Raw genomic sequence first — 24,277 nt, 5'->3', positions numbered from 1 at the left:
CAAATTGAGGATTCGACGGGGTGGTGCTGAGTAGATGTTGACCTGAATTCTTACTTGTAGCTGGAAATTTATTCCACCACCTAGCAAGGCGAAGCTTCGCCAGCCGAAAGGAATCAGCAACTAGTTGTACGCAAACTAGGACAAGCTGAAGCAGCTACCGGGGATAAAAACTAAGATAGCAATGACGGCAGACCAATACATTTGTCAGCATGAACTCGTCTTATACGCATGCAAGAATTGCCATTGTTTGGATTCTCCCTATCCTCTTGCTATCAACAACTTGGGTTATTTTTGGGTGCTATTACGAGACGAATGATGATGTTGCCATCACGCAGGTAGTACGTGGCGAAACGGCTTTAGGGCCGGTATCCAATCTGCATCTATATTTTCATGGTTTGTCCTACGGGTTAGCTGCGTTATATCGGCTACTACCTGCTATTCCTTGGTACGGCCTGCTACTTTACGCATTGCTTTATATAAGCCTAGTCTTGTTGTATGGGATGCTCTTCCACTTGCTAGCGCCCACCCTATCCCTGTTGGGAATTACCGCGTGTTTTATCGTCGTCTACTGGCTTACCTGGCAAGAAACTGCCCTGTTGATGAACTATACGCGGCTACCCATTTTGCTGGTAGCAACAGGGACACTATTTGCCGCCAGCCGACGGGGACAATTTTTACCGCTATTAATTGGGTTGGCTATAGTAGCCTTGGGATGGTCAATACGACCAAGCGCCGCCGTATTAGGTTTGCTAGTAGCCATTCCCGGTGCTTGGTGGCTGGCGGGCTTTCGGGCTACTATACCTCTTGCCAGTGCCGGCTTATTGATAGCCGTTGCCACGGTAGCAGTAGCAACTACTTATTCCCCTGTTGAAAAAACATATCGACAAATTGATATGCTGTTGGTGAGCTATACCGATTACTCATTGTACCAGCTCCGCCCAACTACTGCCGCTGATAGCCTAGGACAAATAGCCGTCGATAATTGGGCATTAGGAGATTCTACCATAGTCAATGAAAGGTTTTTTAAACGAAACGCCTATTTCGATAGCCCCTCTTTCCTACGGCAAACCTTAGTCCGCAAAGCCTTCACTTTCTACTATCTGTTGCGCAATCATTACCTAGGGTTGATTTTGTTTCCCATTGTGGTCGGGCTTTGGCTAAGCCTACGGGATACATGGCGGCGGCACTGGGAGTTCTGGGTGGCACAAGTGCTATTTGCAGCATTTTTACTGCTACTAGCAACGGCCCTGAAGCTGCCTTTGCGCATAGCATCACCACTTTTTAGCGTTTGGACAGTAAGCACTGTAATTTACATAGCCCGGCATAGCATTTGGATGTTGCATCTTACAACCGTTTGGCGCTTAGCGTTTTGCGGTGCGTTGTTTTTTTACAGCTTTGCTATCTGGCATGAAAGCAGAATGTACCACCGGCTACAAGAACAAAATGAGGCCTACATGAGCCAAGTGTACAAACTAGCTAAGCAGCACACGCTGGTTGTGGGTGGCGTGGAGTGGGCCTACATATATCTATCGCCCTTCACTACCTATGAACTATCTGACTCACCGGTTGTAACCCTAATGGGGTGGCTCACTTTGGAACCCTCCCTAGTAGAACTACGCCAACACCTGACGGGAACCCGGGACTTCAGGGAGAGTCTAAACAGGCTAGCTGCCACGCCCAATACTATCTGGATGATGCGCGATTCATTTGCTTCCTATCTACAGCTATATATGCAACGGCATAACTCAAACCCGGCAACTACACTTCGCTTTGTCAGCCAACAGTCATTGTCCTCTAATAGCGAATTCGCCAAAGTGTATGAGGCCAGGGTATCTACTCGCTAGAAAATTACCTTATCAATACCTCGGAGTTGACTGCTTGATGTGATAGCTAATACCAAGTGAAATGGCACTAAATCGGGCGGAGTTAAGCTTCTTGAAGTACATGTCTTCAAGAAGCTAGTACCTCTTCGTTTCCACCTTCTGGCAAAAGGAAACGGGCATTTGCATATACTAACCACTTTGATACTCTGCTGGCGTCCGGGTGTCGAGCAGCAACACGGCTCTTGGCTTCTTCTTTAGCATGGTTGCCAGCTCAGCCGGCCGAACTACAAGCACAGTGTTGCGGTAAAGCGTCCGCAACAGCCGGTCGTAGGTGGTAGGTTTCGTTACCAGTTGATTTACAGCCCAGCCCGGTTAGCGGGGCTGATAGCCCCGCAAAAGTCAAATACTATACATAGCCGCGAAGTATCCGTAAGCTGCTTTTCTCATCTAGAATCTTGTGAGAATATGCCGCTGTTTGGCATACAACAAACTTTTAGGTAGTAGCCCCACCACAACTAGAACCAGCTCCGGCCGTGCAGCCGTAGCAGTGCTGATTAACGACAATAGCGCGGGCGTTAAGAGCCGCTTCGTTGAAGTCGCGGATATGCTGGGGGGCGCGGCTATCCACGGGTAACTCCAACATCTGGTTGAAGTCGCAGTCGTAGAGGTGGCCGTCCCAGCCGATGCTCAGCGTCGAGCGGCACATTACGTTTTCGGCAGCGGCCGGATTGTAGGCCCCTACCAGCTTCTCCATGTAGCCTAGGTAGTTGCCGCTTTCCAGCAGGTATTCCAAAAAGCGACTGATCGGCAGGTTGGTGATGGTGAGCAAGTTGTTGAATACCACCCCATGCTCGCGAAGCAGGCGCTGCTTGAAGTCACGTTCTAGGCCGGTTTGGCTGCCTGGCAAAAACGCGCCCGAAGGGTTGTACACCAAGTCGAGCGGCAAGCCTGAGTTATCTACCCCATAGCCTACCTCGTTTAGCATTCGCAGAGCCCGAATCGAGCGTCCAAACACCCCGTCACCACGCTGGGCATCGGTACGGCTAGCCGAGAAGTGCGGCAACGACGAGACGACGCGTACGCCATGCCGGGCAAAGAACTCGGGTAGGTCGTGGTACTTTGAATTGGCCACAATGATGGTCAGGTTGCAGCGCACAATCACCTGCCGACCTAGCGCCACTATTTGCTCGACCAGCCACCGAAAATCAGGGTTCATTTCCGGCGCGCCACCCGTTAAATCAACCACTTCAATCTCGGTCTGGGCCAGCGCATCCAAGCAAAGCTGCATGGTTTCGCGGGTCATGATTTCGGTACGGTCGGGGCCGGCGTCAACGTGGCAGTGGCGGCAGGTTTGGTTGCACATCTTGCCCACGTTGATTTGCATCACCGTTGTTCTGGTAGGACGCAGCGGCAACAACCCTGTTTCACGCAGCTTACGGGCAAAAGGCATGATATGCGCTCCTTCCGCGTCGGCCTGCGAGAGTACCGTAAGTTGGTAACCAGTATCGGCCAACGGGTGATGTTGAGCGTGTAATGACTTCATACAACGAAACAGAATGTCCTCTCGGACCTAAAAGAAGAGCACCTTTAGTTGGGATAAGGCCGTCGGAGTAGCAAAACATAGCGCCCTGCTCCTGTACGCAACCAACACCATAACAATCCAAAGGCGGTTTATCTTCCAGCGAAAGCCAATCAATTTACATGCTTAATTCCTTGGCTTTATTCATCATTTGCACGCCATGCACCAGCACTGCGCCGCCTTTGATGGCCGCGGCTACGTGTACGGCTTCCATCATCTGCGCTTCATCAGCGCCTTTCTGAAGCGAGTCGGTGGTGTAGGCATCGATGCAATAAGGACACTGCACGGCATGAGCCACAGCCAAAGCAATCAAGGCTTTTTCGCGCTCTGAAAGGGCTCCCTCCTTGAACACCTCGCCGTAGTAAGCAAAGAACTTGCTGCCCATCTCGGCTTGCCACTCGGTGATGTTGCCGAACTTGGCTAGGTCAGCGGGATTGTAGTAGGTTGACTTTTCCATATGCTTTTAAACAAAAAGAGATAGTAAGAGAAAAAGAAATAGCCACTTGAACACGTCCTTTGGGCTACCCGGTAGTAGTATTAGTGACGCTTTAAGCGTGCCCAGCAGGCCGGCGCCGCACCCGAATTAGCACCCGCTCACCATTCTCGCTGGTTTCGGGCTCTACCACAATACGGTCGGCCTCATCGAAATAAGTGGCGAGACCCCGCACGATACCTACCGCCAAGGCGCCCATCCGCCGTTGCGACACGTAAGTTATTTCCAGTTCATCGGGTGAATGCCGCACTACATGCAGGACGGGAGGCGCGTTGTGGGTGTGCTCGCTGCGCACTTGCTTATGCATGGTGTTTTCGGTGTGCTCGATCATATCCAGCGTTTTCCAGTCGGGCTGAATAAGCTTCTGGTACATGTACATAAGGTCGGGCACCAGATATTCGCCGAACTTCTCGTGAAGCTCATCGACTGGAATTCCTGTCATTTCGGCGGCTTTTCCCACTAAAGCATACATGTGCTCATCCGGATACACCTCCTTATGATCGAAGTGACCGGAAGTGAGGTTAGCCGCTTCCACCAAGCGTACCCAAGTACTATGATCGTACTGGGTCTGGACGTAGCGCTTGAGAAGGATAAAGACAGTCCCGTGCATGGCTAATAACTATCAGCGGAAATAAGCCCCCAACTTAACACGAATTCGGTGAAGACAACTGAAAGGAAAAAGCAAGGAGCGCAGAAGGTGACTTCTGCGCTCCTTGCTTTTAATCTGTTAAAACTAAATATTCCCTACCACGGTCATCGTTGACAGCGTGGGGGTTGGACTGCCGCCCACATTTTCCACCGTCATAGCAAATGCTTGGGCGCTGGCAATGTCTTTCATTTGCTGTAGGCCTTCGCCAGCAGCCGTGGTAGCGGCTAGTACCCCGGCATCAACAGGCTTCCCTTTGTCGAGAGCCCATAGCTGGTATTGCTTGCCAGCCGGGGGGGTAGGCAGGCTGCGCACGTCCACATACACGGCGCGGGTGGTAGGGTTGTAAAGCACGCGGGCCTTGGCAGTAGGCGCAGCCGGCGTACCAGCCAACGTCACATGCCGAAACTGCTCGTCGCGCAGCACGGCCAACTCCTGGCGCTGCGTGGTCACGAGCTTTTGCGAAGCCTGCTGGGTGGCGGCAAAGCGAGCCTGCTCATTCTGCACCGCAAACAACTCGGACTGCGTATGCTGCCAACGGTTGTAGAGCACATAGTTGCCACCGAGGCTGAGCAGTAGGGCCACCGAGGCAGCCATCAACCAGTTAACTCCGCGGGCCGGAGCCTGCGTCTGTACCGGTTCAGGTGCACTGCTAATGGGCCGCACTACGGGCGCTGAGGCAGGTGTGTTAGCCGGCGAAGGAGTGGCTGCCACTGGTTGCGAAGTTGGCGTAGGCGCGGCAGGCCGCGGCAGCACCTCGTTTGCATTCTTCTCAGAATTCTGCTCGTGAATGGCTTGCTGCCAACCGGCCAATACCCGCTCCCGCATGTCCGCCGGGGGCGTTAGAGAGTGGGCTTCCGCATAGGCATCCAGACCTATGATAATGGCGTCCAGTTCGTGGCGAATTTCGGGATGAATGACGGCGAGACGCTCCACTTCGGAACGCTCGGATTCCGACAATATGCCCAGGGCATATTCCTCCAGAATACCTGATTCGATGTATTGCTGAGTGTCCACGGCTATCGAATCAATTTAGAAAGTACTTTAATAGCTGCCCTAGCACGGGTTTTTACCGTGCCAAGGGGCAGATTCAGCTCTTCGGCCACTTCGCTCTGGGTGTAACCTCCGAAGTACAGCATATCGACGACCTGCTGCTGGTCGGGGTTAAGTTTTTTGGTCATTTCCTGCAAGCCGATGTGCTCGGGCCGGAACGTAGGCGATGCGGGCTCACGTACTGCGGCACTGTCCTCAAGCGGTTGGGTACGACTACCTACGCGGTACTGTCGAGACCGGATTTTGTCAATAGCCAAATTCCGGCATACATTCATTACCCAGGTAAAGAGTCGCCCCTTTCCAGCATCATATGATCCAAAAGAGTTCCAAATTTTAACCATACTCTCTTGGAGCACGTCTTCGGCTTCCTCTTCTTTTTTGACGATGCGCATGATGACGCCGTAAAGCGCCGCCGAGTATCGGTCGTAGAACAAGGTCATGGCCGACTCATCCCGGTCTCGCAGGCGCTGCACCAGCAAGTCCTCGTCGGAGAGAGAGGGTACGGCTTCGGGGGGAATTACATTCACGGGCTACAGCAGTATGGAACGATGGGCAATCACGAACCCTTCGCCGGACGAAAGTACACTTCTAATGCATTTGTTTTGAAACGCCGGCTTCAAAATCACGCACGAGCTTTGTAACCTGCGTGCTACGGCTACGTTTTGCGGCTAGTTGCACGAGAGCGACGAAACAACGGAATAGCCGAGTGAAGTAATCTACGGCGCTATTTGCTTGGCCGTCAGTTATCGTAGACATCCACTCACCCGCCATTCATTTAGTCACTCAATCAGCCCTACCTTATACAGATGCCAATAGCTTCCATCAATCCGTATACTGGCCGCGTTGAGCGCCGTTTCCGCGCTTTTAGCTGGCTCCAAACCGAACGCATTCTGGCGCAGGCGCACCGGGCGGCGGCTCAGTGGCGCACCACCACTTTCGGGCACCGCGCCCAACTCATGCACCGCGCCGCCGAGTTGCTCCGGGAGCGACAAGACGAGTTGGCCCGCATTATGGCCCTGGAAATGGGCAAGCCCGTGGTAGATGGCCGCGCCGAAGCCCTAAAGTGTGCCCTTTGCTGCGACTACTACGCCGACCACGCCGAAGAATTTCTGGCCGACGACCTCATTGAAACAGAGGCGCAGCGCAGCTTTATCAGTCACGAACCGATTGGGGTGGTACTGGCCGTAATGCCCTGGAATTTTCCCCTCTGGCAAGTGGTGCGCTTTATTGCGCCGGCGCTGATGGCTGGCAATGTGGGTTTGCTTAAGCACGCTTCCAACGTACCGCAGTGCGCCTTGGCCCTGGAAAAAATTTATCATGATGCTGGCTTCCCGCCGGCCACATTCCGGGCGCTGCTGGTTGGTACGGAGATGGTGGAGAAGCTGATTGAAGACGACCGGGTACGGGCCGTGACCCTTACTGGCTCGGAGCCGGCCGGCGCGCAGGTAGCTGCTACCGCCGGCCGCCACATCAAGAAGACCGTGCTGGAGCTGGGCGGCTCTGATGCCTTCATTGTGCTAGCCGACGCCGACTTGGAGCTAGCCGCCAAAACCGCTGCCCAAGCCCGCATGATCAACGCCGGACAGAGCTGCATTGCGGCTAAGCGCTTCATCGTAGAGAAAGCAGTGGTTAAAGAGTTCATCAGTAAGATGAAAACGCACTTGCTGGCTTTTCGCACCGGCGACCCGCTGGCCGAGGACACCCAATACGGTCCCCTGGCCCGCCCCGACCTAGCCGACGAAATCACGCAGCAAGTCGAGGACTCGGTAAAGCAGGGTGCTAAGGTGGAGCTGCACGGCGGCCAAAGCAAGCCCGGCACTGCCCTGTTCCGGCCCATGATCCTGAGCAACATCAAGCCCAAGCAGCGCGCCTACCACGAAGAGCTATTCGGCCCCGTAGCCCTAATCTTTGAAGCCAACGACGCCAACGACGCCGTCCGCCTCGCCAACGATTCGCGTTTTGGCCTGGGCGGCTCGGTCTGGACCCGGAATGTGAAGCGCGGCGAAGAGCTAGCCCGCCAAGTGGAAGCCGGCGCCGTGTTTGTGAACAGCATGGTGAAGTCGTCGCCGGAAATGCCTTTTGGGGGCGTCAAAAAGTCGGGCTACGGCCGGGAGTTGTCGTACCTGGGCATCCGGGAGTTCGTCAACCAGAAATCTATCTGGATAGCCAAGGAAGAGAAGCCTGAAAAGCAGAAGAAGGTGGAGTAAGCAGTGAAATGGTGCGTTTGAGATTGGGGCCGCACAAGTGGCCCCAGCAAAGCGTTGAACCCGCCATTCCACTGCTTCAGCGCACGTAACCCAGCAGCCGATAAGTCAGGTAGCCGGCAATTTCGTGCAGGAGCAGGCCCCAGGCGCCGAGCGTATCGGTGCCGGGCACAAGCCAGTAATCGGGGGTGAAGGCACGGTCGGTGGAGCGGAAACCGGCGGGAAACGGCAGCGGGTGCAACCCAACTCGGTGGAAGCAGCCCAGGGCGCGGCGCTGATGAAAGGCCGAGGTCACCAGCACCAGGGTGTCCAGTTCGGGGCGGGCGGTTACTATTTGCTTGGTGAAGAGGGCATTTTCGCGGGTATTGCGGCTGCGGTCTTCTTTGATGATAACCGAATCAGGGACGCCGGCCAGATGCAGCAGACTGATAAGATCCGCAGCTTCGGTGTGGGCTTTCTTCAGCATGGCCCCCGAGCCACCCGACACCAAAATGTGCCGCACCCGGCCGGCCCGCCACAGCCACAACGCATTGGTTAGGCGGTCGGCGCCTTCGTGCAGATATACCCGGTCGTGGGGCGACTTGTTGACGCTGGTTATGCCCGTAAGCAACACGGCCGCGTCGGCGCGGCGCGGCAGACTCTTTAGCTTGACGGGAGGTAACTCCCACGCCAGCAGGGCCTCGTTGAGCAGGGCGTTGTTGGTGCCCAGCACAAGCAACAGCAAGGCGAGGCGCAGCAGGTTCCGCCGCCGCGCCGGACGGCGCGTTAGCAGGGCCGCTACCAGCAGCAAAAGCAGCCACAGCACCGGCAGCAACACAAAGTCGAGGAGTTTGGAAAGCAGGAAAAACACCAGTAAGTTCTTGGGCGAATGGGCGCTTGAATAACAAGGGCAGAAAGGACAACCGTCTTATGGCAGGTCTAGATCAACTTTCGCCTGGGAACAGCAGCATTAAAGGCGTGGCTGAAACGGGGCCGCGCCCACGCGTCTTTGTGCCACCGCAGTCTTTCACACCGATAAAGGCTCTAGCGCCCGCAACCGTTGCAGCATAGCCGCTACCTCCTGCTCCTCGGTTAGCGAGTCGCACTCCAGAATACGGCCTTGGCAATACGACACGAAAAACGGCGCTACTTTTTCCTGCATTATCTTCTTGGCCACAGGATTTTCGTCGGAGTTCAAGCGCAGAAACAAGACGGTCTTGAATTTGGGGTTGCTGGCAAACTTAGCGAAAGGGGGCGCCAGCAATTCACAGGTTTCGCAGCTCTCGGAGGTGAACTTGGCAAATACTTTCAGGTGCTCCTGCGTGAGTTGCCGTAACTCTTCGTCGTTGACATCATGCACTTGTTGACGATCCACTTCTTTCATAAGACAATCACTGTAATTAAACGAATAGACGTAACTAAACCAGTAAGTACGGGCAGAGCAGCCACTGAGATATCTAGGCTCAGGCGGCCTTTGCAAACAAAACGGCCCCAAACTTTGCAGCTTCGGGCCATTTTGCGTTGACTTGCAACCACTTACTTGCTTTAGGACTTTTTCAGCATCAGGGTCCGGATGTACTTCACGGGCGCACTACCAAAACTCAAAAACTGTTCGTTGAACGCTTTCAAATCGAAGTGAGTGCCCTCGGTTTTCTTCAGTTCTTCCCGCAAATCACTGATTTCAGTGTAGCCTGTGAAATAGCTACTAAGCTGCACTTGACTCAGAGTGGCGCGGCGCCATTTGTTGGTAGTTTCCGCTTCTTCCTGAAACCCGTCGCGGAGTAGTAGGCTTTTCACGGCTTGCTCGCTGCTATTGTTGACGTGGACCTCGTGGTCGAGGATGGCGTTAAGGGTTACGCGCATGTTCCACTTGTCCCACATCAGCCAAATTTCGTCGGAGTTGCTGCCGTAGCCGCTTTCCAGCATCATGCGCTCGGTGTACACGGCCCAGCCTTCCACCATGGCTCCATTGCCGAAGACAGATTTAATTAGGGAGGGGCTGCGGTTGGCATATACGAGCTGCGTGTAGTGCCCCGGAATGGCCTCGTGGATATTTAGAATTTGCAGCGTGTAGTTGTTGTATTCGCGCAAATAGCTCTCGGCGCTGGCGGCGGGCTGGCCGGTGAGCGGCTCTACGTTGTAATAAGTGTCAGCGGCTTTGTCGTAAGGGCCGGGGGCCGAAATGCTCGCGCCCGCACCGCTGCCACGCATGTAGAGTGGGGTTTCGCGCACCACCAGCGGCTTGGTGGGGTCCTGCGTGAGCAGCTTCTTATCGTTGACGAACTGCACCAACTGCGGAATCTGCGCCTTGACGGCCGCCACGAACCCGGCCGGCGTAGCATGCTCCCGCGACAACCGCTCAATCACTTGCTTAACTATGGCCACCGAATCGGTGGGTAGGGGCTGGTTGGGGAAGTATTTGGGGTACAGCCGGGTTGCCCGGGCTTTCATATCGCGCAACAACTCGGCCCGGTGCTGCTGCGCTTTGGCGTAGACTTGGTCGGCGGTGTAAGTGGACTGAATATCGTAGTGAAACTTCCGGTCGAAAAGGGCTTTACCGAGCCGGAAGCTGCGAAATTTGCCCGCTGGCAACACCTCGGCTTTCAAGAAGCGCAGGTAGTCTTCGATGCTGAGCCGCGTGGTAGCCACCCGGTTCTTGAAGTCCTCTTTCTCGCGCGCCGTCAGCCCCGACTTGGCAATGGAATCCTGCAAGGCTTTGCCGAATACCACCAGGCCGCCTTCGTTTTGCTTGATTCCCAGTTGCGTATGCTCCTTGGTCGGCTGCTGAATGCTGCTTTCGGCGGCGGCATAGTACTCGGCCGAACGAGAAATCTTGCTGCTGATAGCGCGCAGGCGGCGGTCGAGGGGCCAGTAGCGACCATTCAGGATTTCCGCCACCGAAGCGCCCAGGTTATACGCAGCGGGGTTCCACTCCCACTCCCGCAACGTATCCAACTGCCAGCGGCCGGCCTGCAAGTAGTTCTGCATCAGCCGCCAATCGGTTTGGTTGTTCACCGACAAGTCGGCGGGCTTGAACGTGGCTAGCTCTTTGCCGCGCCGCTTTAGCGCCTTGGTGTCGCCGAGCCGCCGGGCGGCCGTCGGAATCACCAGCACCGAATCGTAGCGGTGGTAGCCACTGCTACTAGCAAACTCCGGATTGTAGTACCACAACGAGTCGAGGAAGCGCGCCTTGTACCGCTCAAAGCTGGCATTGGCAGTTTCGGCATCCACGGTTTCGTTGATTTCACCGGATTGGGTGCAACTGCTCAAGTAAGCGAAACCCGTAAGGGCAGTGGCGGCTAACAAAAGTTTCAGGTGTAAGGGTTGAGGCATGAGGAGCAGTTATGAGAATCTAAATTTAAGAGACAAGGTAGTGGGCACTGACGAGGTTTGGGGTTTCATTGTTGCCGAGTGCCTTTTCTCTATTCTTCTTTTCGTTGAAAAACGCAATTGGTTTTATAGAGAAACTGAGCCACCGCCTATACGCAGGAGCTAGAGGTCCAGATGAATGCGCTGGTGGCAGTCCCACAAGGTTTAGCTTGCAAGGGCCTGCACTACTGGTCGCCCGAAACTACCCCGCCACAAAAAACCAAGCCTATCCGGCTGGGTTTCTCATGGCGAATCAATACGTTGATTTGTTTGCTGCTACTGGGGCTACGAACGTGGCTTTATCACTTATAAAGCACGCTGCTGGTGGAAGTGGTGTAGCGGACGGAACCGCCAAGTTCCTGGGCAATAGCTTCCAGCTCTTTCCATTCCGCACTGATTCCAGTGCAGGGTTGCGCCCACTATCAAGGAGGGAGGCGTGTTCAATTCGTACATGCGGAGGAGTAGCATCTGCCTGATAACCATCCCTGTCACGCGCACCAGAGAAGAGCTTTGGCCTACTACAGAATGCGTGGAAAGTGTCAGCAACTCTTTGTCGCTGTATTCATGCTGTAGCCTCGCTGCATAAGTACCTGCGCCAACCGTTTCCAACCGGCTTCGGGCGCACCCTCTAGCTCGAGCACAATAGTATCATCATTCTTGCTGAGGGCAGTGTGTGGAGCCACTGTGGCCGGTGTTTGGGCGTGGGCCCTTGGGAAAGCCCAGGCCACTATGGCGACGCAGAATAGTTTCTTCATAAGTCGAAAGAATGCTGAGCTTTAAATTAGTTTCGAGGCTAACGAGCCGCTTTATTATCCAACTTGCTACTGACAGCTACTTGCCGCGACCAATCAACGTCGCGCGCCCTAAGCGGAGCAGCATAGTTCACGCCACGGTCAGCCAACGATAGTTCAACACCCTTCTCTTATGCGCCTCCTGCCCGCCCTCCTATTCCCTTTGCTAGCTTGCTCGCAACAAGCCGCCGAAACCAGCCGTCCGCCCCTGCCTACCGGCCCGCCCGTCATTGATGTGCAGGCGTCCGCCCAGCAAGGTGCAGTTGGCAGCTTCCCCGAAACGTTCGAGGCAGGCGGCAAAGGTGGCTATGCCGAGGCCGATGAAACGCTGGGCTCCGGCTCGTGGCATTTTGTGGAAGCGTTGATTGGAAGCTCCGAGCAAGACCACAAAAACGGTCAGCACGCGGCCCGCCTTCGGGAACAGGGGCGGCTGCGAATGAATTTCAACGCGCCAAACGGGGTTCGTACTATCCGCATCAGCAGCGCTGCCTACGGCACCGACCCCGCCAGCACCTGGGAGTTGTGGGGTAGCGTAGACGGAGGCCGCAGCTTCCGGCGTATTGGGCAGCCGGTGCGAACGCAGGGCCCGCGCTTGGTGGCCACTCCGTTTCAGGGCGGCATTTCCGGCCCGTTGCGCCTGGAAATCCGCAAGACGGATACGGGCAAGGGGCGGCTCAATATCGATGATATCGTGCTGGAAACTGCCGGTGGCGCAGCCGTTACGGGCGTTGCTAGCACCCCGACCCCGGGTTCAACGCCGCCATCCGCCGCTCGGCAACAAGCTACGGCCATCGTAATGAGCCGGGACGATAACATGGCCCTTGGCAACCCGAGCGGCGCTACGGCCACCCTCGGCACGCCCAACAACTATCTGATGACCAAGCCGCAATACGTGCTGAGCTACAACAACCAGCGCGGTATTCCGAACTGGGTGAGTTGGCACCTGAACCGTGCTTGGATGGGCTCGGCGCCTCGGCAGGACGACTTCCGCCCCGATCCGGCCTTGCCCGGCACGTTCTACACCGTGACGCGCAATTCCTACACCGGCTCCGGCTTCGATAAAGGCCACAACTGCCCTTCTGCCGACCGCACCACCGACCTCGACGATAATTCGGCCACCTTCCTGATGACCAACATGCTTCCGCAGGCTCCCAACAACAACCAGCGCACCTGGGGCGACTTAGAAGAATGGACCCGGCAACAAGTTCGGAACGGGCAGGAAGTATACATCGTGATGGGCAGCTACGGCAAGGGCGGTACCGGCCTTAACGGCCCCAAAACCAGCATCGACAACGGCCGCGTGACGGTACCCGCCCACGTCTGGAAAGTCCTGGTTATTTTACCGGAAGGCGCCGACGACCTGCGCCGCATTGCTGCCGGCCAAGCCCGCATCATCGCCGTTGATACGCCAAACGACCAGTCCGTAAGCCCCGATTGGAGCCGCTACCGCGTAAGCATCGATGCCTTGGAGGCTGCTACGGGCCTGGATTTGCTAAGCAAGCTGCCCTTGGATGTACAAACCCGTCTGCAAGCGCCGGTTGATGCCGGACCGGTGCGGTAACTAAACGAATCTGACAGAAACACCCCGCCGGGGCGCGGAAAAGGCACACTAAGAGCCTGGGTGGTTGTCTTTCCGACGCAGGAGGAATCTGGGTATTGTCATTGAACGTCCTCAGATTCCTCCTGCGTCGGAAGGACAACCACCAACCATCCAGGCGGATAGGCTCTAAGACCTTCTCGCCGTGCCCCGGCAAGTTGTTTCCGGCTGTTCTTCCACTTCGAGTCTTCTTTTCGTAGAAGTAGTGCGTAATTTTTAGAATATCTTTGCCTTGGCTGCGCTTCTGGTGCGGCTGCCGTCCCTCCGCTTCCTTCCCGCCCATTATGCACTTGCCGGTGCGTCGTGGGCTTTTTTTATAGCTGCTTTGGGGTTACGACGCCTTTGCTACAAGTCATTTACTACGTTTTCGGCTCATTCTAAAGCGTGTGAACACGCTGCCACTCCTATTCGCTTCTTCGAAATGATTACCGAAACATATCAGTCGCAACCGCCCGCTACTTCGCGCCTTGTTCACCGGGTGGCCGTGGGCACATCGTTTTTTCTGCAAGGACTTTGTTTTTCCTCTTGGGCCGCCCGCATTCCTACCGTGCAGCAGCGTTTGCACCTCACCGATACCGAGTTGGGCGGCGTATTATTGGCCGTGCCAGTAGGGTTGCTGCTATCGTTGCCGCTTTCCGGGTGGTTGGTAGCGCGCTACGGCAGCCGGCGCCTCACCGTGCTGGGACTATCGATCTACGCTACCGTGCTTACGCTGCTAGGCTTAGCTGAAACCACCACGCAACTTATGGCAGGCCTAGTGTTTTTTGGCTTGGCCGCCAACATGTCCAACATTAGTGTCAACACCCAAGCTGTTGGCGTCGAAGCCCTCTACAGCAAGTCCATTATGGCTTCTTTCCACGGCATATGGAGTCTGGCGGGCTTTATTGGAGCGGCTATTGGCACGCTCATGATTGGCTACGGCGCGCCTATTCTGGTGCATTTCGCACTTATTACGGCCGCGGTGGCGCTCGGTATTTTGCTGATGCGCCCCTACCTGCTTCCCACCGATGCCGGCCACGACCCCAACCAGCCCGTCTTCGTGCTCCCCGATAAATCCTTGCTGCTACTGGGCATACTGGCGTTTTGCTCCTTGCTCGGCGAGGGCACCATGTTCGACTGGAGCGGGGTGTACTTCAACAAGGTAGTGCACGCTTCAACAGCCTGGGCAGGAGTTGGCTTCACGGCCTTTATGAGCACCATGGCCGCCGGCCGCTTCGTCGCGGACTGGTTTACCGACCGGTTTGGCCGGCAGCGTACCCTGCAACTGAGTGGCTTGTTCACGGCGGCCGGTTTGATGCTGGCCGTGCTGCTGCCTTCTTTGGTGCCCGCTACCATTGGCTTTATGCTGGTAGGCGTGGGCGTGTCGTCGGTGGTACCGCTGGTCTATGGGGCCGCGGGGCGCTCCACGGTGATGTCGCCGGGCATGGCGCTAGCGGCGGTATCCACGGTGGGGTTTGCGGGCTTTTTGCTGGGGCCGCCGCTCATCGGATTCGTGGCCGGGGCTACCAACCTGCGGGTATCATTTGCCATTATTGCCCTGATGGGGCTATGCGTTACGGCCCTGGCCAGCCGGGCCCGCGTGTAGGTGGTTGACTGGCGTGCTCACCAGCAGCAGCATTGATGTCGATGCATGTCACCTGTTAAACCGAGAGAGTTGTGTTGTCCTTACAACGACGCAGGAAGGTGAGGTAATTGTTGAAAGATCGTACCCAGATTCGTTTCGCCGCTTAATGCGCGTAATGTCGCAAGGACAATGTGTAAATTGGTGTACCTCCACCTTGTTCTACTCTCGCCATGGCTGATAATATCTACTCTAGCCGGCAACAGTCCGTGCTGCTGATTACCTGTTTGCTGGTGCTGGCGGGCCTTATCTTGTTTGGGCTCGGCGGCTATATCACCGGCTTTTTGGGTGCGGGTATTCTGTTCGTTGTGTTCCGGCCGTGGTTTAAGGCGTTGGTGCACCAGCGCGGTTGGAACCGGCAGGTAGTAACCATCGGAATCCTGATTTTCGCGCTGGTAGTCATCATTCTGCCCTTCACGGCGCTTACCCTGATGCTCGTCAACCGCATCAGCTACTACGGCCAGGACACCAGCCAGATCATGGCCGTGCTGCACACCATTGAGCGCAAGATCGGCTACACCTTTACCAACGAGCAAACCGTACGGTCGTTGCTGCAGCAAAGCGTGGCGTGGCTTAGTCAGCGGCTACCGTCGCTGGCTACCAGTTTGCTGCATTTTATAGTCATTATTGGCCTGATGCTGTTCACGCTGTACTTTATGTACACGCAGGAAGGCAGTTTTCTGAAAGGTTTGCGCCGCTACCTCCCCTTCCGGGATGGCACGTTGGAGGAGCTAGGCGAATCGTTGAAAAACAACGTGAATGCCAACGTGCTGGGGCAAGCTCTTATCTCGTTTGTACAAGCCGTACTCACGGGCGTTACACTCTGGATTTTTCAGGTTCCGGATGCGTTGTTCTGGGGGATGGTGTCGTTTTTTCTGGCTTTCGTACCGGTGCTGGGCACTCCGCTGGTTTGGGTGCCGGCAGCCGTTCTAAAGCTAACCCAAGGCGCCACCGGCCAGGGCGTAGGCATTTTGCTGGTCGGCCTCATCCTCATCATGAACATCGACAACCTATTGCGCATCATGTTGGCCCGCCGCATCGGCGATATTCACCCGCTTATCACCCTGGCCGGCGTGGTGTTAGGCGTGAATATCTTCGGCATCCTTGGCCTCGTTCTTGGTCCGTTGCTTCTCTCCTACTTCATTGTATTGATGAAGGTGTTCGAGCGGGAAAACCGGTTGCGCGCCATTACCAAAGCAAAAACCTCCAACTTAGAAAGCTGATCTTCAACCGCGCCTTGGTTGCAAAGTAAGATGGTCACCCGCTCAGAAGGTACTAATGCACAGATTACTTTAGAGTTGCTTACTTCTTTGCAAACCGCTCCCCAAAGAAATTGCCCGTGTTCCAGGTCGGGCGCGTGGAGTTATTCGCAATTAAGTAGCCAATCAGAAAGTTTAGTTGCGCGTATTTCCGGCCGGCGTTGAAGTCGAACTGGCCGTTCATGCCGTCCTGTGGCTTGTGGTAGTAACGGGCACGCCACTGCTGTACTTGCTGGCTGAGGTTGTTTTTACCGTCGGCGGTTTTGTTGCCGTATTTGATGTGCAACGCTGGAATGCCTTGGGTAACGAAGCTGTACTGATCGGAGCGGATGAAGCGGTTTTGGGTTGGCTCGGGGTCGGCTTCCACCGTCAGGTTGAGGGCTTTAGTGGCTTCAGCCACGGGAGCAGCCAGGGAAGAATTTTCAACTCCCAACGCCACCACCGACAGCAGCGGCGCAATGATAGTAGGCATATCGGTATTGATGTTGGCCACTATCTGGGTTTTAGGCACTGTGGGATTGCGCGCGAAATAAGTGGAACCGAGCAAGCCCATTTCTTCGCCGGTTACCATGGCAACAAGCACCGAGCGGAGCGGCTTCTGTTTCAGGCGGCTGTACACGCCCGCAATTTCCAGCAGGCTCGCTACGCCCGTAGCATTGTCGTGGGCGCCGTTGTAGATGGAGTCGCCTTCCACGGCTGCCCCTACGCCGAGGTGGTCGAGGTGGGCGGTGTGCACCACGTATTCATCGCGCAGTTGGGGGTCAGTGCCTTGGATTTTGCCTACCACATTGTAGCTGTCCACATCCTGGTAACGGCTGCGCTGGGTGGCCGTGAGGCGCGGCAGCAGAGCCACCGAAGCTGGTTTGCCAGCCCGCAACGACGCTAAAGCGCGCGTGGTATCAGTAGTGGCGCCGCTGAAAAGTTGCTGCAAAATGGCGGCACTCACGGAGCCTAACACGCGCAGCTGGGGGCCGCCGTAGGTCCGCGATACGGCCACTTTGCCGTCGGTGCCCAACACGCTGATTACGCCTTTAGGAGGTTCGGGCAGGTGAGCAGTCGGCTTCACCGCGGCCAGAAGTACGCCCACTGCGCCGTGGCGGGCCGCCGTTTGCAGAATGGTAAGCACATCGGTGTTGTAGAGGCGCACCGCGTCCGGAAACTGCTTGGGCTCTTGCCGGGTCACCACCACAATTTTACCGGTGGCATCTAGGCCGGCGTAGTCGTCGTAGCCTAACTCGGGAGCGCTGATGCCGAAGCCGGCAAACACCAGCGGCGCGGCCACCGTCGTGCTGGCCTCGGCCGGATTGGGATAGAGCGTGAAGTCGGGACCGTAGGCGAGCGTCTGCTCCGGGCCTTGCGACGGTTGCAGACGCAGCGTAGCGCCAGGCTCGGTGAAAGCGCGGCGCAGCCGGACGGTTTGCAGGTAAGTGCCGTTTTCGCCGGCGGGCAGTACCCCGCGCTTTTTATATTGCTCGACCACGTAGTCTACCGCCATCTGGTAGCCCGCCGTGCCGGGTAGCCGGCCTTGCAGCTTGTCGTCAGCCAAGTACTGCACATGCGCCTTGTAGTCGGCTGCACTGACTTTATCTAGAGGTTTGCGAAGCGGCTTGGGTAGCGCAGTGGATTGGGCGGTTGCTGATACTGCGGCCAGCAAGGTGCAATGCAGCAAAAGCAGAGTACTTCTTATCATGCGTATGTTCAGTCGGATTAGGGCAACAGTTGAAATACTAAGTTGAGTAAAACAAAGCAGTGACCAACGCAGCCGTGCTGCAAAGCACTGCTGCGCGGCCTTGCGGCACGGCTGCGTTGGCACGTCATCCTGGCAACTGGTTACGAAGCAGCACTTTGCGTTGCAATCTTTTTTTGCGGGCGCACCAACAGAACTTTCTGCTACGTTTCCGTCAGCACCGTTTTGAAGCCCGCTAACTTGCCATCCTCGGTGTTGCCCAGCGCATAAACTTTTATCTGCGGACCGGTGCCAACGCGGTACACCTTCGTGTCCTGCAACTCCTGCTTCATAAACATTTGCAGCGCCTTGAACCGGTTGGCTTGCGCCGGGTCGCCGAGCACGCCTTGCTCGGCGGTATGGTTGCGCAGAAAAACAGTTAGCTCCTTGGTTTCGACTTTGGTATCCGCGGGCTCACCAAGCAGTTCGAGCAGCGCCTCATTCGTTAGCTCGCCGTTGGGGGCTGCGTAGCTCACGGGCTCTAGCGGCGCATCCGATTCACTTATGAACACAAGGCCCTGCGTGAGTTGCTGCAACTGCCCCATCGCGCCATCGGGGGCAGTTTGGGTGGCGGAAGGCTCGTTGGCCTGGGTGGTTTCGCGGGTGCTCTTCGAATCGGGCGAAGCCGATTTTTGCGGCGACTCGCCAGCAGCGGAAGGCACTTGCGCGGCAATAGCCGCGGCCAACTCCTTCATGCGGCCTTCAGCTACTTTTATCTTGGGATTGGCAAAGTTCAGGTCCGACACCTTGTTCATCGGAATCAAATGGATGTGCGCGTGGGGCACTTCTAGGCCGATAACCGCGACGCCAATACGCTTGCACGGCACGGCCGCCGCTACGCCTTTGGCTACGCGTTGCGCGAACAGGTGCAACGCTGCCAACTCCGCGGCCGGCAAATCAAAAATGTAGTCCACTTCCCGCTTGGGAATTACTAGCGTGTGGCCTTCCACAAGGGGCGTGATGTCGAGAAACGCCAGGTGCTGGTCGTCCTCGGCCACCTTGTAAGCCGGTAGCTCGCCAGCCACAATACGGGAGAAAATGGAAGCCATACTTCAGGGAGAATAACTGAGAAGTGAGTAAGTAACTGAGTAAGTCAAGTACGAGGCTAAACGCAAAAGAGCGAAGCCGGTGGCTTCGCCCTTCCTTAGGTACGTGGTGCTCAGCTACTCAGCTTCTTTTATGCTAGCGGCTAATTTCCAAAATCTCGAAATGCAGTTTGCCAGCCGGCACCGTTATTTCGGCGGTATCACCGGCCGATTTACCGAGCAGTCCTTTGCCAATGGGCGACTTCACGGATATCTTCCCGGCGGCAAGGTTCGCTTCTTCCTCGGCCACGAGCGTGTAGTCGAGTACCATGTTGTTCTTCAAATTCTTGAGCTTCACTTTGCTCATGATGAGCACTTTAGTGGCGTCTAGATTCGACTCGTCGAGCAGACGAGCATTGCCAACTACTTCTTCCAGCTTCGAGATTTTGAGTTCGAGTAGACCTTGAGCGTCTTTGGCCGCGTCGTACTCGGCATTTTCGCTTAGGTCCCCTTTATCACGCGCTTCGCGCAGCTGCTCGGCGGCGTTGGCCCGGCCGCGAATTTTAAGGTCCTGCAACTCGTCTTTGAGTTTCTGCAGCCCCTCGGCGGTGTAGTAATTTATGGTGGCCATGGTTGGGTTGATGGTAAGCTAAAAAACAAGGAGAACGGTCAGCGGTGCCGACCGTTCTCCCAAACCTGGTTTAGGCAAATATACATAGTTTCTGCATTGAAGATACCCGCTGCCCCCACTTGCTTGCCGCCGACAACAAGTTCGGGCCACTAACTAGCAGCCAGTCAACCTTCCATCTTCGCTTGGCCCTCAGAAACCAAAAAATCTTTCAGCTTCCCCGCCAGCACTTCGTTTATGCGGCGGTACGACTGAAACGTCCAGCCCCCGATGTGCGGCGACAAGAGCACGTTCGAGGAACCGGCAAGGAAGTCGAAGCGGGCCTGCTGCTCTGGGGTCAGGGTCGCTAGCTTTTCATTGTCGAGCACATCCAAGGCCGCGCCGCGTACTTGGCCGCTTTGCAGGCTCTGCACGAAGGCGGCGTGGTCGAGCACTTCGCCGCGGGCCGTGTTGAGTAGCCAAATCGGGTTGCGGAAACCTTGCAGCAACGCTTCGTTCACAAAATGATGATTTGCTGGCGAGTACGGAATATGCAAACTAAAAACCTCTGCCCGCTCCTGTAGCTCGGCCAGATCAACCAGCGTGGCGTAGTCGTCGGGCAGTACAGCGGGGTCGTGGTCGTAAGCGAGTACCGTGCAGTTGAACGCCGACAGCCGGCGCGCAAATGCCCGGCCCATGTGGCCGTAGCCCAATAAGCCAATGGTTTTCCCTTGGATTTCCTCACCCCGGTTTGCTTCCCGTCGCCACTGCCCGGCCCGCACTTCGTGGTTGGCGCGCACGATGTTGCGGAACAAAGTCAGCAGCAGCCCTACCGCATATTCCCCCACCGCGTCCCGGTTGCCTTCCGGCGCGTTGAGCAGCGTCACGCCCGCCGCCGCCATAGCTTCCTCGTCGATGTTATCAACCCCTGCTCCGGCCCGCGCTACATAGCGCAACTGTGGTCCATGAGTCAGCAGCTCAGCCGTTACGCGCAGCTTCGAGCGGACCATCAGCCCGTCGTAGGGATGCGCGGCAAGGGCAGCGGGTACTTCCGCAGCTTTCAGGTTGGGACGGTAGTGCAGCGTCACCCCTATCTCCTGCATATAGTCAGGCAAACTAGGGTGCATTTCGTCGATGACGAGGCAGAGGGACATTTTTTAATTAAGAATTAAAAATTAGGAATTAAGAATTGGGGAGGAATTTGTTGGCGGTTTGCCAGCAGAACACTGCGTCCTTCTGCGCTTTCCTCTGCGCCCTCTGCGAAAACCAACGTCAGCTACTATGTGCTTCCACCCGCTTCGTCAAGCCCACGAAATCGGCAACGCTCAATTGTTCAGCGCGCTTATCGAAAAGAGGGTCCGTAGTGGCTTCCGGCGGCATACCAAACGGCTTCAGCGCGTTGCGCAGCGTTTTGCGCCGCGTGGAAAAGGCCTGCTTCACTACTTTGAAAAACAGCTTCTCGTCGCAATCTAAGTGCTTGGTATTGTTGCGGGTGAGGCGGATAACGGCCGACTGCACCTTGGGCGGCGGGTTGAAAACGTGCGGCGGCACCGTAAACAGGTACTCGATATGATAGTAGGCTTGCAGTAGTACGCTCAGGATGCCGTAGGTTTTCGAGCCCGGTCCCTCGGCCAGCCGGTCGGCCACTTCCTTCTGAATCATTCCAACCACCTCGCGCACTTGCTGCCGGTGGGCCAGCACCTGGAAATAAATCTGGCTGCTGATGTTGTAGGGAAAGTTGCCGATGATGCTGATGGGCTGCTGGTTGTAGAGCTTGCCTAAATCCATCTTCAAGAAGTCCTGGCTATGAATCCGGTCGGTCAGCGCCGGAAAGTGCTTTTGCAGGTAGGCCACCGAATCCCGATCAATTTCCACTACCGATGTCCGGTAATTCGAGTTTTGCAGCAGGGTTTCCGTCAACACTCCCATGCCCGGCCCAATTTCCAGCACTTCCGTTACGCCGTCGGGCAGCTGCAAGGCTCCTACTATTTTGCGGGCGATATTGGTGTCGGCCAGAAAGTGCTGACCTAAGTGCTTTTTGGCTTTAACGGAATCCATAGGACGCGGGAATTTTTGGTTTTCGGTTAACAGCTACTGTAGCTGTATCCATCAGTTTACTATCGTTGTGACGGTACTAACTCGTTTTCGTGACAGGGTTGTATCCGTCTGGCGGCGCTAGTCGAAGCAGCCTTCTCACGGTACCAATCAGCTTGCTTCGGCAACGAAGCAGACAAAACACTTCGGCCAGCGCCGCCTTTCGATTACGTTGGCAACCCCAGGATTCGGGAGGCTTCGAGGCGGCCCCGCCCCCAGAAGCTTACTACTAGCTCTCGGTGCATCCACCAGAAACTAGCAACCAGCTACTAGAAACTTCAATTACCTTCACGCCCAAAGGTACGCCGACGTCGTTAAAACCGACGGTGGCGAGCTTACCCTCCGGCTTTCACTGCTTTTTGTGCTTCCCATGTCGCTTGAACTTGCCCACGCCGCCGATTTTCCTTCCATTGCGGACACCGTTTTTATTCTGCCCGCCGGCACTACGGAACTGCCCATTTCCGCCGCTGCCGACTTACCCGAAGCCGCCCGCCGCTACGTAGCCGACCAGCTAGCCGCCGAATCCAAGCTGATTCGCCTCAATCAGTACTCGCACCATCATTATTATATAGTGGCGCCGGCCACCGACAAAATCACGACGCATCTCGCCGCCGAATCGTTGCGCAAAAGCGGCCACCAACTGCATGCCCAACTGAAAACCGACAAAGTGCATGAGCTATACGTCTGCGACCTAACCGAAACTGGGGCTTTGCCTTTGGCCGAGGGCTTGGCACTTACGGCCTACCAGTTTGAAGGCTACAAAACCGATGAAAAAGCCAAGAAAGCCCCCGATCTTCAGAAGCTAATCTTGGTCGGCTCCTATATAACGGCGGCGCAAGTGCAGGAGTTAGCCGGTGTGCTGCAAGGAGTATTTCTGGCGCGTGACTTAGTGAATGCGCCGCTCAACAAGCTCAACGCCACGCAGTTTGCCGAGCGCATGGCCGCTGCCGGCGAAGAAGTGGGTTACCACACTGAAATCCTGGATTTAGTCCGCATCGAGGCGTTGCGCATGGGCGGTTTGCTAGCCGTCAATCAGGGCAGCCCCGAGCCGCCCACGTTTACCATCATGGAATACAAGCCCGCCGGCGCCACCAACGCCAAGCCGTACGTGCTAGTTGGCAAAGGGGTGGTGTTTGATACGGGTGGCCTGAGTTTGAAGCCTACGCCTAACAGCATGGACATGATGAAGCTCGATATGGCCGGCGGCGCAGCCGTTACGGGTGTGCTCTACGCGCTAGCCAAAAACCAGGTACCCCTGCACGTCATCGGCTTGGTGCCCGCCACCGACAACCGTCCTGGCGGCCTTGCCTTCGCCCCCGGCGACGTCATCACGATGTACAGCGGCCTGACGGTGGAAGTATTGAACACCGACGCCGAAGGCCGCTTGCTGCTGGCCGATGCCCTGGCGTTTGCCAAGAAATATGACCCCGAACTAGTCCTCGACTTCGCGACGCTCACGGGCGCTGCTGCCCGCGCCATCGGCAAGGAAGGCATTGTGGTGATGGGCACCGCCGGAGACGAGTGGATGCTGGAGTTGAAGCAGGCCGGCCACCGCGCGCACGAGCGGCTGGTGGAGTTTCCGCTCTGGGAAGAGTACGCCGACCACATCAAATCCGACATTGCCGACATCAATAACGTCGGCAAAGGCGAAGCTGGCGCTATTTCCGCTGGCAAATTCCTGGAGCGCTTCATTGAAGGCTACCCGTGGGTGCACTTCGACATTGCGGGCCCAGCCTACCTCACCGCTCCCGACTCGTACCGCGGCAAAGGCGGCACCGGCACGGCCGTTCGCCTCACGTACGACTTCTTGAAAAGCAAGGCGTAAACTGATTGCACATCCTTAGGCGGTCGTGCTTGATCTGGCGTTTGCTTGCTGGCATGACCGTCTTACTTTCCTTACACACCTACTCTCCTTCCATGCTCCCACGCATTGGCATATCCGTTGGCGACTTAGCTGGCATCGGGCCGGAAATCATTTATAAAACTTTCCTCGACGCGCGGCTGCTCAGGTTCTGCACGCCGGTTGTATACGGCACGGCTTCGGTGCTCTTCGACGATTTTCCGGTAGCCAAAGACGGTGAATCCCTTACTTTCCGCCAGGTACGCGAGGCCGCCGACATTGCTCCCGGAAAGCACAATGCAGTAACTTGTTGGGACGAGGATTTCGTGCTTACCCCCGGCCAGCCTACCGCCGCTAGTGGCACCGCCGCCCGCCTAAGTTTGCTCGCTGCTTCCCGCGACTTGAAAGCCGGTCTGCTCGATGCCCTCGTCACCGCTCCTATCAGCAAGGAAAACACGCAGGCAGACGACTTTCGCTACCCTGGCCACACGGAATTCCTCACCAGTTTCTTCGGTGCCTCCGAAAGTCTGATGCTGCTCACGAGCGAGGAATTGCGCGTAGCCACTGCCAC

At 56.2% G+C, this 24,277-nt stretch carries 20 protein-coding genes; 7 read left to right on the top strand and 13 right to left on the bottom strand.

What is annotated here, in order from left to right; genetic code table 11:
• Positions 1-209: 209 nt before the first annotated feature.
• On the top strand, positions 210-1,844 hold the full coding sequence (locus ACFE7X_RS11415) for a hypothetical protein (RefSeq protein ID WP_375435795.1): 1,635 nt from the start codon (positions 210-212) through the stop codon (positions 1,842-1,844).
• 472 nt (positions 1,845-2,316) lie between these two features.
• On the opposite strand, the gene arsS is transcribed toward ACFE7X_RS11415, so the two are convergent.
• The 5 genes from arsS to ACFE7X_RS11390 all read right to left on the bottom strand — a co-directional run bounded on the left by arsS (position 2,317) and on the right by ACFE7X_RS11390 (position 6,121).
• Positions 2,317-3,366, bottom strand: coding sequence for an arsenosugar biosynthesis radical SAM (seleno)protein ArsS (arsS, locus tag ACFE7X_RS11410; protein ID WP_375435794.1), 1,050 nt, complete (start codon positions 3,364-3,366; stop codon positions 2,317-2,319).
• A gap of 154 nt (positions 3,367-3,520) precedes the next feature.
• Positions 3,521-3,859: an arsenosugar biosynthesis-associated peroxidase-like protein gene (locus ACFE7X_RS11405; RefSeq protein WP_375435793.1), complete on the bottom strand. Its 339-nt coding sequence runs from the start codon at positions 3,857-3,859 to the stop codon at positions 3,521-3,523.
• Positions 3,860-3,950: 91 nt separating this feature from the next.
• Positions 3,951-4,505 (bottom strand): heme NO-binding domain-containing protein, encoded by a 555-nt coding sequence (locus tag ACFE7X_RS11400; RefSeq protein ID WP_375435792.1) that lies wholly within the window; start codon positions 4,503-4,505, stop codon positions 3,951-3,953.
• A 123-nt stretch (positions 4,506-4,628) separates the two neighbouring features.
• The gene (locus ACFE7X_RS11395) at positions 4,629-5,558 is read right to left on the bottom strand and encodes an anti-sigma factor domain-containing protein (RefSeq protein WP_375435791.1); all 930 of its coding nucleotides are present in this window, start codon (positions 5,556-5,558) and stop codon (positions 4,629-4,631) included.
• Positions 5,559-5,560: 2 nt separating this feature from the next.
• Positions 5,561-6,121, bottom strand: coding sequence for an RNA polymerase sigma factor (locus tag ACFE7X_RS11390; RefSeq protein ID WP_375435790.1), 561 nt, complete (start codon positions 6,119-6,121; stop codon positions 5,561-5,563).
• A 279-nt stretch (positions 6,122-6,400) separates the two neighbouring features.
• On the opposite strand from ACFE7X_RS11390, the gene ACFE7X_RS11385 reads away from it, so the two are divergent.
• A complete protein-coding gene (locus ACFE7X_RS11385) occupies positions 6,401-7,801 on the top strand; it encodes an NAD-dependent succinate-semialdehyde dehydrogenase (RefSeq protein WP_375435789.1) in 1,401 nt (466 codons plus the stop codon).
• 76 nt (positions 7,802-7,877) lie between these two features.
• Here ACFE7X_RS11385 and ACFE7X_RS11380 read toward each other — a convergent pair whose 3' ends face one another.
• The 3 genes from ACFE7X_RS11380 to ACFE7X_RS11370 form a co-directional block, all read right to left on the bottom strand.
• Positions 7,878-8,648: a YdcF family protein gene (locus ACFE7X_RS11380; protein ID WP_375435788.1), complete on the bottom strand. Its 771-nt coding sequence runs from the start codon at positions 8,646-8,648 to the stop codon at positions 7,878-7,880.
• Between the two features lie 156 nt (positions 8,649-8,804).
• The gene (locus tag ACFE7X_RS11375) at positions 8,805-9,161 is read right to left on the bottom strand and encodes a thioredoxin family protein (RefSeq protein ID WP_375435787.1); all 357 of its coding nucleotides are present in this window, start codon (positions 9,159-9,161) and stop codon (positions 8,805-8,807) included.
• 161 nt (positions 9,162-9,322) lie between these two features.
• Positions 9,323-11,110 carry a DUF885 domain-containing protein gene (locus ACFE7X_RS11370; protein ID WP_375435786.1) on the bottom strand — a complete coding sequence of 596 codons (1,788 nt, stop codon included), beginning with the start codon at positions 11,108-11,110 and terminating at the stop codon, positions 9,323-9,325.
• 960 nt (positions 11,111-12,070) lie between these two features.
• Between ACFE7X_RS11370 and ACFE7X_RS11365 the strand changes: the two genes are divergently transcribed.
• The 3 genes from ACFE7X_RS11365 to ACFE7X_RS11355 all read left to right on the top strand — a co-directional run bounded on the left by ACFE7X_RS11365 (position 12,071) and on the right by ACFE7X_RS11355 (position 16,378).
• Positions 12,071-13,498, top strand: coding sequence for a DNA/RNA non-specific endonuclease (locus ACFE7X_RS11365; protein WP_375435785.1), 1,428 nt, complete (start codon positions 12,071-12,073; stop codon positions 13,496-13,498).
• 457 nt (positions 13,499-13,955) lie between these two features.
• Entirely contained in the window at positions 13,956-15,119 is a 1,164-nt protein-coding gene (locus ACFE7X_RS11360) for an MFS transporter (RefSeq protein WP_375435784.1), read from the top strand.
• 209 nt (positions 15,120-15,328) lie between these two features.
• Positions 15,329-16,378 carry an AI-2E family transporter gene (locus ACFE7X_RS11355; RefSeq protein WP_375435783.1) on the top strand — a complete coding sequence of 350 codons (1,050 nt, stop codon included), beginning with the start codon at positions 15,329-15,331 and terminating at the stop codon, positions 16,376-16,378.
• Between the two features lie 79 nt (positions 16,379-16,457).
• Here ACFE7X_RS11355 and ACFE7X_RS11350 read toward each other — a convergent pair whose 3' ends face one another.
• From ACFE7X_RS11350 to rsmA, 5 genes are all read right to left on the bottom strand, one after another.
• Complete coding sequence (locus ACFE7X_RS11350; RefSeq protein WP_375435782.1) at positions 16,458-18,104, bottom strand: M28 family peptidase; 1,647 nt, start codon at positions 18,102-18,104, stop codon at positions 16,458-16,460.
• A 200-nt stretch (positions 18,105-18,304) separates the two neighbouring features.
• On the bottom strand, positions 18,305-19,189 hold the full coding sequence (locus tag ACFE7X_RS11345; RefSeq protein ID WP_375435781.1) for a nuclease A inhibitor family protein: 885 nt from the start codon (positions 19,187-19,189) through the stop codon (positions 18,305-18,307).
• Positions 19,190-19,322: 133 nt separating this feature from the next.
• Positions 19,323-19,796 (bottom strand): transcription elongation factor GreA, encoded by a 474-nt coding sequence (gene greA, locus ACFE7X_RS11340; RefSeq protein WP_375435780.1) that lies wholly within the window; start codon positions 19,794-19,796, stop codon positions 19,323-19,325.
• A gap of 164 nt (positions 19,797-19,960) precedes the next feature.
• Positions 19,961-20,926: an NAD(P)-dependent oxidoreductase gene (locus ACFE7X_RS11335; RefSeq protein WP_375435779.1), complete on the bottom strand. Its 966-nt coding sequence runs from the start codon at positions 20,924-20,926 to the stop codon at positions 19,961-19,963.
• Between the two features lie 118 nt (positions 20,927-21,044).
• On the bottom strand, positions 21,045-21,830 hold the full coding sequence (rsmA, locus tag ACFE7X_RS11330) for a 16S rRNA (adenine(1518)-N(6)/adenine(1519)-N(6))-dimethyltransferase RsmA (protein WP_375435778.1): 786 nt from the start codon (positions 21,828-21,830) through the stop codon (positions 21,045-21,047).
• 406 nt (positions 21,831-22,236) lie between these two features.
• On the opposite strand from rsmA, the gene ACFE7X_RS11325 reads away from it, so the two are divergent.
• Together ACFE7X_RS11325 and ACFE7X_RS11320 are read left to right on the top strand one after the other, a co-directional pair.
• Positions 22,237-23,691, top strand: coding sequence for a M17 family metallopeptidase (locus ACFE7X_RS11325; protein WP_375435777.1), 1,455 nt, complete (start codon positions 22,237-22,239; stop codon positions 23,689-23,691).
• 92 nt (positions 23,692-23,783) lie between these two features.
• Positions 23,784-24,277: 4-hydroxythreonine-4-phosphate dehydrogenase PdxA (locus ACFE7X_RS11320; RefSeq protein ID WP_375435776.1), on the top strand; the 494-nt coding region annotated here is incomplete at its 3' end.

The sequence above is a fragment of the uncultured Hymenobacter sp. genome (genome assembly GCF_964242765.1).
In the GTDB taxonomy this organism is placed as follows: Bacteria; Bacteroidota; Bacteroidia; order Cytophagales; family Hymenobacteraceae; genus Hymenobacter.
The sequence above is the reverse complement of the archived record's forward strand: the minus strand, read 5'-3'. Positions and strand labels throughout refer to the sequence as shown.

Excerpts from the sequence above, each read along its gene's own strand:
- ACFE7X_RS11355 (WP_375435783.1), top strand. The coding sequence starts at position 15,329 with ATGGCTGATAATATCTACTCTAGCCGGCAACAGTCCGTGCTGCTGATT.
- ACFE7X_RS11365 (WP_375435785.1), top strand. The coding sequence starts at position 12,071 with ATGCGCCTCCTGCCCGCCCTCCTATTCCCTTTGCTAGCTTGCTCGCAA.
- ACFE7X_RS11360 (WP_375435784.1), top strand. The coding sequence starts at position 13,956 with ATGATTACCGAAACATATCAGTCGCAACCGCCCGCTACTTCGCGCCTT.
- ACFE7X_RS11375 (WP_375435787.1), bottom strand. The coding sequence starts at position 9,161 with ATGAAAGAAGTGGATCGTCAACAAGTGCATGATGTCAACGACGAAGAG.
- rsmA (WP_375435778.1), bottom strand. The coding sequence starts at position 21,830 with ATGGATTCCGTTAAAGCCAAAAAGCACTTAGGTCAGCACTTTCTGGCC.
- ACFE7X_RS11400 (WP_375435792.1), bottom strand. The coding sequence starts at position 4,505 with ATGCACGGGACTGTCTTTATCCTTCTCAAGCGCTACGTCCAGACCCAG.
- ACFE7X_RS11345 (WP_375435781.1), bottom strand. The coding sequence starts at position 19,189 with ATGGCTTCCATTTTCTCCCGTATTGTGGCTGGCGAGCTACCGGCTTAC.
- ACFE7X_RS11335 (WP_375435779.1), bottom strand. The coding sequence starts at position 20,926 with ATGTCCCTCTGCCTCGTCATCGACGAAATGCACCCTAGTTTGCCTGAC.
- ACFE7X_RS11405 (WP_375435793.1), bottom strand. The coding sequence starts at position 3,859 with ATGGAAAAGTCAACCTACTACAATCCCGCTGACCTAGCCAAGTTCGGC.
- ACFE7X_RS11415 (WP_375435795.1), top strand. The coding sequence starts at position 210 with ATGAACTCGTCTTATACGCATGCAAGAATTGCCATTGTTTGGATTCTC.
- ACFE7X_RS11325 (WP_375435777.1), top strand. The coding sequence starts at position 22,237 with ATGTCGCTTGAACTTGCCCACGCCGCCGATTTTCCTTCCATTGCGGAC.
- greA (WP_375435780.1), bottom strand. The coding sequence starts at position 19,796 with ATGGCCACCATAAATTACTACACCGCCGAGGGGCTGCAGAAACTCAAA.
- arsS (WP_375435794.1), bottom strand. The coding sequence starts at position 3,366 with ATGAAGTCATTACACGCTCAACATCACCCGTTGGCCGATACTGGTTAC.
- ACFE7X_RS11350 (WP_375435782.1), bottom strand. The coding sequence starts at position 18,104 with ATGATAAGAAGTACTCTGCTTTTGCTGCATTGCACCTTGCTGGCCGCA.
- ACFE7X_RS11370 (WP_375435786.1), bottom strand. The coding sequence starts at position 11,110 with ATGCCTCAACCCTTACACCTGAAACTTTTGTTAGCCGCCACTGCCCTT.
- ACFE7X_RS11385 (WP_375435789.1), top strand. The coding sequence starts at position 6,401 with ATGCCAATAGCTTCCATCAATCCGTATACTGGCCGCGTTGAGCGCCGT.